The following is a 9,720-nucleotide window of genomic DNA, read 5'->3' as shown; positions in this document are numbered from 1 at the left end:
GCTGTCGCCGAGTTTGGTGTCGCCGTCCTTGAAGGTGATGGTGCCGCTGGTGGGTCCGGTGACGGTGGCGGTGAAGGTGACGTCCTGGCCGGGTGCGGCGGGGTTCAGGCTGCTGGTGAGCTTGACGGTGCTGGCGGCCTTGGTGATCTGTTGGGTGATCGGTTCGCTGGTGGTGCCGGTGTGGGTGTCGTCGCCGTCGTAGGTGGCGGTGATGGTGTGGTCGCCGGTGGTGAGGTTGCTGGTGGTGTAGGTGGCGGTGCCGTTGTTGATCTGGCTGTCGCCGAGTTTGGTGTCGCCGTCCTTGAAGGTGATGGTGCCGCTGGTGGGTCCGGTGACGGTGGCGGTGAAGGTGACGTCCTGGCCGGGTGCGGCGGGGTTCAGGCTGCTGGTGAGCTTGACGGTGCTGGCGGCCTTGGTGATCTGTTGGGTGATCGGTTCGCTGGTGCTGCCGGTGTAGGTGTCGTCGCCGCTGTAGGTGGCGGTGATGCTGTGGGTTCGTGGGGCGAGGCTACTGGTGCTGTAGGTCGCTATGCCGTTGTCGAGGGTGGCTTCGCCGAGTTTGGTGTCTCCGTCCTGGAAGACCACGGTGCCGTCCTGGGGTGTTCCGGGAGAGCCGGTGACGGTCGCGGTGAACGTGACGGCCTGGCCCGGGTCGGAGGGGTTCTGGCTGCTGCTGACCTTGGTTGTGGTCGATGCCTGGATATTGATGTCCAACGCAGGTGTGCTGGTACTGGGTTGGAACGCGTCGCTGCCGGCGTAGTGCGCCGTGAGGTGGTGGGGTCCTGCTGCGAGATTGAGGCTGGAGAGGGCGACCGTAACGATGGCTTCCTTATCGGTGCTCGCATCGAGTGACAGACCTGACATGACGGTCTTGGCGGGGCTGCCCAGCAGGGTGTCGATGATCGACACGGAGCCGTCAGGCGGATTTCCCTTCACGGGGTCACCGGTGACGGTGGCGGTGAACGTGACGTTCTGGCCCATCGGAATGGTGCCGCCTGCCGGGTTCTGAGACAGCTTCGTGTTGGTGGGCACCTTGGCAGTCGTCACGGACACGGCCTCGCTGGTGCTGGGGGCGAACTTGTTGTCGGCGCCACCGACGTAGGACGCCCTCAGACTGTGGCTGCCTTCCGTCAGGCTCACCGAGAAAGTCACTGCCGCGCTGGAACCCGAGGCGGCCGACAGTGTTCCGAACCCGATCACGGGATTCTTCGACTCATCGGGGTCCGTCCCGTCCCGAAGGACGACATTTCCGGTGGGAGAAACGCTGGCATCGACCGTGATCGTGACTTCTACGGGCTGCCCAGGGAGCGCAGTCGGTGGGGCCGCGACCGTTGTCGTGGTGGCGGCCTGCATCACGGTCAATTCAAAGTGTTGGACGACTGGCGCTGCCCCTGATGCATTGGTCGCCGTGAGGTCGAACGTGTAAGGCGACCCGGTGAACGGCGGGGTCCCGCTGAGAATGGCTTTCCCGTCGCCGGCCCCGCTATTGGTAAGCGTGACTCCCGGCGGCAGGCCGGCTGCGGTCACAGTGGGTGTCGGAGTTCCGGCGGCCTGAATTTCGAAGGTGTTGGTGCCGATTGTTTTGAACGTGGTAGATCCCTGGCTTACAAATGCTGGCCCGGTTGAATTGGTGACGTCGAACTGTGCCGAGTCGGCTACTCCGGGTGCAGTGGCCACTACCTTGTATTTTCCGCCGATGCTGCCTGCCGTGAGATTAACGCTCGCGCTGCCGTCCGTCATGGTCGTCGATGTACCGGCGGAGAGCGTACCGCCGACGCCGCCGTTTGGAACTACTTTGAACGTGACTACGACATTAGGTACCGGATTGTTGGAGGCATCGAGGACCTTCAAGGACAAGGGATTGGCGAATTTACTGAAAAGTAGCGCGGCCTGGGGGGACGAGCTGCCGTCAACCACTAGTTTCGCGGCCGGACCGGGAGTATTGACCAGTTGCTCGAACGAGACGCTGACGAGACTGCCGTCGCCGGAATCAGCCGTCGCTTGGACGCTGAAGTGTCCGACTTTACCGTTCGCAGTGAACGTAGGGGCGATTGCCAATCCGGATTCGTTCGACCTTACGACGATGGTGTGACCGGAATCGCTAGTTGTCCCGGTGTCCGTACCGTTCGCGAAAGTACCGCTGGGGCTGTCTGCTGTGTTGGGAGCTCTGAAGGTGACGGGGATGTTCGGGACACTATGTCCTTCCGCGTCCTTGACCTGCACGCCCAAATTGGTGGCGAATGCCGTGTTGACCTGTGCCGACTGTGAGGTGCTACCTCCCGATGGGTTGAGAACACTCGGGCCGAGATTCTTCAAGTCGTAGGTAGCATCGATGGGTATTCCATCGACGTGCGCGGTCGCTGCATAGCTCGCCACATTGGACAATGCGGTAAGGGGTGGTGCGGTGGCGACGCCATCGTCGAGCGTCAGTGCTGTGACCGAGGTTTTGGGCGGGTTTGTGGCTGTGGCGGAGAACGTTGCGGAACCGTCGGGTACGCTGAATGTTACCGCCACGCCACTCAATGGCTTTCCGGTGGAATCGGTAACCTTTGCAGCGAGAGGGTCCGGAAAGGCGGTGCCGACCGCAGTCGACTGGGGAGATCCACCTGCGGCTGTCACCGATGACGACTTGACCTGAGCGATGGCGAGACCATTCGGATCGTTGCCGACAGGGATCGCGTAGTCGGTCGTGATGACCGAGACGCTCCGGTCGAGAAAGTTAGCCGTGTAGGCGTGCCGGCCGTCGGGGTTCACCGCTATATCCACGGGATCGCTCGAAGGCTGGGAGTTCTGCGCCGGGATCGCTATGGTCGCGGTGACGGTGCCACTGGATGTGGCTATCACCGTGACCGTGTTCGTTCCGCCGTTGGCAACGCCGTTGGAGACATAGACATGACTGCCGTCGGGGCTCAAGGCCAATGCGTCGACGAAAAAAGCAATGCCATTGGTGATGGTGCTGACCGTAGGTGAAGTTTTAGGGTTTTTGATCACCGAGACGCTGCCGTTGGCGCCTGGATGGGATGCGTTCGAGTTTGCGACATAGACAACACCCGAGCCACTGACGGCGACATCGATCGGGTTTGAACCAACGGTGATCGAATTAATGGTCGGAGAGGTAGAGGCAGGATTGGTGATAACCGATAGGATGTTCGATCCGAAGATGGCGGCGTAGAGTGTGCCGTCAGGTCCTACCGCCAACCCCTCTGGATTCGATGATTCCAGACCGGGTATGGTGATGGATATCGTCCCTTTGACGATCCCGCTACCGGCATCGTCAACTTGAATCACTGAGATGTTGTTCGAGTTGAAGTGGGAGACGAAAAGAAACTTGTTGTCATTGCTCACTGCGAGCCCTGACGGTTCCTGCCCAGTGCCGTGGATGGTGGTGGTCGCACTTGCGTCGGGGGTAAGCGCAGAGATGGTGTCATCCCCCGCGACATAGACGTACTTGCCGTCGGGCCGGACTGTGGCAGTTGTTGGATGCGTGCCCACCGGTACCGTGGTAGATACTTTGTTTGTGCCGGTATCGATGACCGAAGTGCTGTTGTCGCCATAGTTCGCGACATAGGCGTGCTTGCCGTCCGGGCCGACTGCTATCGAAACGGGGTTGGGCTTGATCGAGGTGGTGATGGCCGTGGCCGTATTGGTAGCAGAGCTGATAACCGAGATGGTGTTCGAGCTCTCATTGCTGACATAGATGCGGGAGCCGTCGGGGCTCACGGCAACGTCTCGCGGTTGGTGCATGACCGATGCGGTCGAGATAATCTGCTTCGTTGCAGTATTAACGGTGGATAGAGTGTCGCTGCGGAAATTTACGAAATAGATGCGAGTTCCGTCCGGACTGGCCGCTATGCCTTGCGCATCGTCCGCAACCTGGCCGGCGGTGTTGGTGACCCGTGCCACGGAAGATGTTCCGGTGTCAATTGCGACAACTGTGTCATGGCAAGTGACATATGCATATCTTCCATTGGGTGGGGTGGTCGTTATTCCGGTTGGAATGTCGCATCTGGCCGGGGGCGGGGTGGGCGGGGCGGGGTCTGGATTGAGGTCGATACTGTCGGCTATGGAGTTAGTCGCAGTGGCGATCACTGTTACGAATCTGCTCGAATCGCTTGTGACGTAAACGTGCTTCCCGTCAGGTGTGATGGAAATTCCAGATCGATTAATTCCTCCTGATATCGAAATATTTCCTACCACCTCATCGGCTGCAAAATTGAAGTCCTGCACCGATCGTCCGGTGGTGATGTACATGTCCCGACCGTCCGGAGTGAATACTATTCCTTTGGGTATTCCCGAGATTCCTCTATTTCTGTCGATCGTGTCAACTACGGTATTGGTGGCCGTGTTTATGACTTTAATGGATTCATTGTCGGAGGTGACGTAGGCGCGACTTCCGTCCGGGTTTACTGTCACCTTCTCCGGATGGTTGCCGACCGGGATGGTGGATACCACTGTGTCAGTGGCGGTATCGATCACCGACACGGTCATCGATGACCTGTTGGCGACATACAGATATGCCCCGGCCGGAGTGACGTTCACCTGTTCGGCGTGCGCCGGCGAGGACGACAGGACAAAAATTGCCGATATTGCGGTGAGAACGGCCGCCAGGAACGCGGCGAGAGCCCGGATCGCCTTATGGCGGTTTCCTGACCCGAATCCGAAGTTCGACGTGAATGCGGTTGTGAAGCCCTTCCTCGCGCGGAAGCCGCCTGCGTTCGCGCCGCGTGTATTCGCATGTCCTCCGCCTGATACGGTGGCCCGTGGGCGTATGAGGGAAGTGATCCCGGTCCGGCGCTTCCGGGTCCATTGGATGGCGTCTGCCGCCGCAGCCCGTAGGTGGTTCAGAAGGGCACCCGGGTTCGGCTTCGGCACAGGCGTCATCTGGATCTCCGCAATCGTTAGCCGGAGGCCGCAACCGCTCCTGCGTGGGCAGCATCCTCTCGGGAGACTCACCATCGCCTAGGTCGGTGTCTGCGGCAGTGGCTCTTTGGACGGCTGCGGGGGCACACAACGTTGCCCGGGCGTGATCTGTGGCCGGTGTCGTGGCTGAGAGGGGTTGGTGGTCAGTCGCCCGCGTTCTCCGTGCCCCGCCTGCGGACGCGGCATAGCACCCGCAGCCCGCGCTGGCGGGTGAGGCGGCAGCAGGGGCGGGCCTGCCGGAGGGCGGCGCGGTGGCGGATGCGGCTGCCGAGGCTGGGGGTGGAGGAGAGTCCGAGGCGGACGGCGACGCGGGCGCCGCCCAGGGGGCTGCGGCCGATGGTGACCTCGCCGCCGGTGGCGGTGGCGGCGCGTCGGGCGATGTCCAGGCCGAGTCCGGTGGATCCCGCGCTGGAGCCGCGGGCGAGGGCCCGGTCGGGGTCGATGATGCCGGGGCCGGCGTCCTCGACCGCGATGGTGACGGCCTGGGCGGTCCGTTCGACGCTGATGGCGAGGGCGCACTCCTGCGGGGTGTGGCGGAAGACGTTGCCGACCATGGCGTCGAGCACGGCGGCCAGGTCGTCCTCGGGGAGTGCGACCGGGGTGGCTTCGGTGGTGATGGAGACGTCGCAGCGGCGGTTCTGCTGGGAGGCGAGGATCGCCCAGAAGGCGGCGCGGCGACGGACGACGTCGGCCACCTCGCCGAGGTCGGCGTCGGTGTGCTGGTGGGGGAGCCGCCCCGGGGGTGTGTCGCGGAAGGCCGCGCCCATGGGGCCGGTGGCGAGCGGGGTGCGGGCGGTCGTGATGATCGAGTTGAGTTCGGACTCGAGCTGGGAGATGGCGCAGCGGATGCGTTCGGCGTCGTCGGTGGGGCCGAGGCGTTCGGTGGCGAGCTGGAGTGCCGCGAGCGGGGTGCGCAGGCGGTGGGAGAGGTCGGCGACCAGTTCTCGTTCGATGGCGAGGAGTTCGACCATGCGGTCGGCCATGGCGTTGAAGGCCAGGCCGGCTTCGTAGAGTTCGGGTGGGCCGCTGGGTTCGATGCGGGTGCGCAGATCGCCGGAGCCGAGGGCGTGGGATGCGCGGGCGAAGCGCTTGGAGGAGCGGACGACCCGGGCGCCGAGACGGTCGGACAGGGCGACGGAGCCGATGACGAGGCCGCCGGCGGTGAGGGTCATCACGGCCCAGGAGGTGCCGACGCCCCTGCTCATCTCGGCCTGGGGGACGAACGACTCGATGACCGCGACCTGGTTGTGGGCGAGGACGATCGGTTGCAGGTAGACCCAGCCGCCGTGGACGTCCTCGGTGAGGGACTCGCCGCGGTCGGCGGCGCGGGCCAGTGACTCGGCGGAGGAGTGGGAGGCGCCGACGATGCGGCCGTCGGGGAGGTGGACGCCCAGGCGGTTGTCGGAGTCGAGGTCGGAGACGGCCTGGCTCAGTTCGGCGATGGTCGGCTCGACGGTCAGGAACGGGGCCAGGGCGGCGGCGCGCTGTTCGGCGGCGGTGCGGCTCTGGGTCTTGGCCTGGGACTGGAGCAGGAAGGCCAGGGGGATGAGGAAGGACAGGGCGACCATCGATGTGACGGCGAAGGCCACGCCCGCGAGTGATCGTCTCATCTGGGGGTCACCAGTTTGATGCCGACGCCGCGGACGGTCTGGAGGTAGCGCGGGCGGGCCGCGCGTTCGTTGAGCTTGCGGCGCAGTGCGGACAGGTGGACGTCGATGGTCTGCTCGTCGACGTAGGCGTCGCGCCAGACCTCGGTGAGGATGGTGCGCTTGGGCACGACCTCGTCGGCGTTGCGGGCGAGGAAGGCCAGCAGGTCGAATTCGCGGCGGGTCAGCTGGATCTCGTCGCGGTCGAGGTGGACCGTGCGGGCCCGTTCGTCGATGCGGAGCTTGCCGATGGCGATGGCTTCGCGGGAGGTGGTGTCGCGCCAGGCGCCGTCGGCCTGGTGGTCGGCGGTCGGCCGGGCGGAACGGCGCATGACGGCGGTGAGGCGGGCGGCGAGCATGGCGCTGGAGAAGGGTTTGACGATGTAGTCGTCGGCACCGGCCCGCAGGATCCGGATGATCTCGTCGTGGTCGTCCCGTGCGGTGACGATCACCACGGGGACCTGTGAGATGCCGCGCATCATCCGCAGCGCGTCCGAGCCGTCCAGGTCGGGCAGACCGAGATCCAGGACGACGGCGTCGGGCGGGGACTGGGTGAGTTCGCGCAGGGCTCCGAATCCGTCTCCGGTGCTGCGAACAGTGAATCCGTGTGCGGAGAGCCCGTCGATGAGGGAAAAACGTATGTCCGGGTCGTCTTCCACAACAAGAACGTTCGCCATGGGGACACCGTAGCGGATCGGTAATGATGGTGTTGTGCCCGTGCTCTTGCGTGTTCTCCTGTGGTTGGCCTGTACCGCTCTGGCGGTGACGGCGGTGTTCTTCGCGGTCGGCTTCGTCATCAAGTCGACGACGCCGGTGCCGGCGCTCGCGCTGCCGACGCCGACGGTGTTCGTCGCCGCGTCGGGTGAGGCGACGGATGATCCGTCCGCACTCGAGCCGCCCAAGGCTCCGGCCTCGGCTTCTCCCTCCGCGTCGCCGTCGCCGAAGGGGAGTTCCGCGTCGCCCTCGTCCGGAGTGACGCGGGCGCCCGCCACGGTGGTTCCCCGTCCGTCGCCGGCGGTGACCGGGCAGCGTCCGGGGCCGGGGTCGTCGTGTCAGGGCGGTGTCGGTGCGCATACGGTGCGCTCGAGCGGGGGGCAGGCTTCGATCAACTTCGGGAACGGGGCGGTCTGTCTGGTCTCGGCGCTTCCCGCGCCGGGTTTCACCACGGATGTGACGCAGTCCGAGCCGGGGACGCTGGTCGTCACGTTCAGCAGCCGGGACCATCGTTCGCGGATCACGGCCACTCTCCAGCCACAGCCGCAGGCTTCCGTGCGGGAGACCGCCCTGTGACGGTGCGTGCCCGTAGGGGCAGTCGTCGGCTTGCGGACTCTGCCCTCTGAGCTGCCTTTCTTGCAGTGCGGGTGATGGCTTCCTTAGCTGTTCCTGAAGATCGCCTCGGAGGGCCTGTCGGAGCGGTGGCGCCGCCTATGCTCGCCTTGCCTGGCGGCGGACGACCCGGTGGCTTCGTAGTGGTTTCCACCGGGTCGTGCCTCGCCGCCGGGCGTCGACGCGGCTCGTGCCGGCCCTTTCTGCCGATGCCGGTGAGCCGTGTTCACCGACCGATGCCTGCCTGCCGGTTCGGCGTACCCGTGCGCTGCCGATGCCCTGCCGGGTGTGGTGGCCGATGCCAGGGCGCCGGCGGCGTGATCGAAGGACTCCGCATGAACCATCGACCGTTTCGTGGTGGCCGCAGGGCCGCCGGAGCCGCTGTTCTGGGAGCGGGGGCGGTGCTCGTCCTGGCGGGTTGTTCGACCGCCCAGGGCGCCGGGCCGGGCGCGGCGGGTGCCGACGACGGGATCGAGATGATTCCCGTCGCGCAGCGCAAGCCGGTGCCCGATGTGGCGGGTCGCGGCCTGGACGATCAGCCCGTCATCCTGTCGGGCTTCGCCGGCAAGGTCGTGGTGGTGAACCTGTGGGGGTCGTGGTGCGGGCCCTGTCGGGGTGAGGCGGACGATCTCGCGAAGGTGGCGGGGGAGACCGCGGACAAGGGGGTGCAGTTCTTCGGCATCGACGTCAAGGATCTGAAGCCCGACGCCCCCAGGGCCTTCGTGCGTGAGCACGGCATCACCTATCCCAATCTGTACGACCCGCAGGGGATGACGCTGCTGGGTTTCCCGCCTTCCGTGCTGAACGCCCAGGCGATTCCCTCGACCCTGGTGGTCGACCGCAGCGGGCGGATCGCGGCGCGCGCACTGCAGCCGCTCACCGGGGAGCAGCTGCACCGGATGGTGGACCCGGTCGTGGCGGAGGGGCAGTGATGGCGCTCGCGAACTCAGTGGGTCTGGCCGCTGCCGGTAACGAGACGGTGCTCCACGGAACGGTGCTGTTCGCGTTGCCGGTCGCCGTGCTGGGGGGCCTGGTCTCGTTCTTCTCCCCGTGCGTGCTCCCGCTGGTCCCCGGTTACCTGACCTACGTCACCGGCCTGTCGGCCACCGATCTGGCGGATGCCCGGGGCGGGCGTCGTGGTCGGATGCTCGCCGGGTCCGTGCTGTTCGTCTCCGGGTTCACCGCGGTCTTCGTGTCCGGCGGGGCCCTGTTCGGTTACTTCGGGCACACGCTGCTCGAGCACCAGCGGACCATCAGCCTGGTGGCGGGGGTGCTGACCGTCGTCATGGGGCTGGCGTTCATGGGTGTCCTGCCCGGCTTCACCCAGCGGGAGGCCCGGTCGCACTACCGGCCGGCGCTCGGTCTGCTGGGTGCGCCGCTGCTCGGTGTGGTCTTCGGTGTGGGCTGGACACCCTGTATCGGTCCGACCCTCGCCGCCGTCCAGGCGCTCGCCTGGAACGAGGCGAGTGCGGGACGGGGTGCGCTGCTGATGACCGCTTACTGTGTCGGGCTCGGACTGCCGTTCGTCCTGGCGGCGCTCGCCTTCCGGCGGGCGTTGGGGGCTTTCGGTGTCGTCAAGCGTCACTACCAGTGGGTGCTGCGGGCCGGCGGCGGCATGTTGGTCGTGGTCGGCCTGTTGCTGGCCACTGGGGCCTGGGATCAGTTGGTGTACCAACTGCAGCTGTGGGCCTCGCAGTTCACGTCCTCCGTGTGATTCCCGGGGTGCTTCGGGGGCGTCCGGGTTGCCGTGCGGCCGGACTGCCGAAGGGGGGAATGAGCCCTTCCTTAGCGGTTCGTTAAGTAGGTCGATTCGCTCTTTTTGTCCGAA

6 protein-coding genes are annotated in these 9,720 nt (G+C 65.4%); 3 read left to right on the top strand and 3 right to left on the bottom strand.

Annotated elements, in window-relative coordinates; genetic code table 11:
* The 3 genes from AB0D08_RS32375 to AB0D08_RS32365 form a co-directional block, all read right to left on the bottom strand.
* On the bottom strand, positions 1–4,881 hold a 4,881-nt coding region (locus tag AB0D08_RS32375), incomplete at its 3' end, for an Ig-like domain repeat protein (protein WP_359893812.1).
* Between the two features lie 182 nt (positions 4,882–5,063).
* Complete coding sequence (locus tag AB0D08_RS32370) at positions 5,064–6,530, bottom strand: HAMP domain-containing sensor histidine kinase (protein WP_359893810.1); 1,467 nt, start codon at positions 6,528–6,530, stop codon at positions 5,064–5,066.
* On the bottom strand, positions 6,527–7,243 hold the full coding sequence (locus tag AB0D08_RS32365; protein WP_033818713.1) for a response regulator transcription factor: 717 nt from the start codon (positions 7,241–7,243) through the stop codon (positions 6,527–6,529). The genes AB0D08_RS32370 and AB0D08_RS32365 overlap by 4 nt, the downstream gene beginning before the upstream one ends.
* Positions 7,244–7,277: 34 nt before the next feature.
* Here AB0D08_RS32365 and AB0D08_RS32360 point away from each other — a divergent pair, with 34 nt between their 5' ends.
* The 3 genes from AB0D08_RS32360 to AB0D08_RS32350 all read left to right on the top strand — a co-directional run bounded on the left by AB0D08_RS32360 (position 7,278) and on the right by AB0D08_RS32350 (position 9,606).
* On the top strand, positions 7,278–7,856 hold the full coding sequence (locus AB0D08_RS32360) for a hypothetical protein (RefSeq protein ID WP_359893808.1): 579 nt from the start codon (positions 7,278–7,280) through the stop codon (positions 7,854–7,856).
* A gap of 371 nt (positions 7,857–8,227) precedes the next feature.
* The gene (locus AB0D08_RS32355; RefSeq protein ID WP_051811910.1) at positions 8,228–8,824 is read left to right on the top strand and encodes a TlpA disulfide reductase family protein; all 597 of its coding nucleotides are present in this window, start codon (positions 8,228–8,230) and stop codon (positions 8,822–8,824) included.
* Entirely contained in the window at positions 8,824–9,606 is a 783-nt protein-coding gene (locus tag AB0D08_RS32350; protein WP_033818714.1) for a cytochrome c biogenesis protein CcdA, read from the top strand. Before AB0D08_RS32355 ends, AB0D08_RS32350 begins: the two co-directional genes overlap by 1 nt.
* Positions 9,607–9,720 lie beyond the last annotated feature (114 nt).

Source organism: Kitasatospora sp. NPDC048540 (genome assembly GCF_040651175.1).
Taxonomy (GTDB): domain Bacteria; phylum Actinomycetota; class Actinomycetes; order Streptomycetales; family Streptomycetaceae; genus Kitasatospora.
The sequence above is the reverse complement of the archived record's forward strand: the minus strand, read 5'-3'. Positions and strand labels throughout refer to the sequence as shown.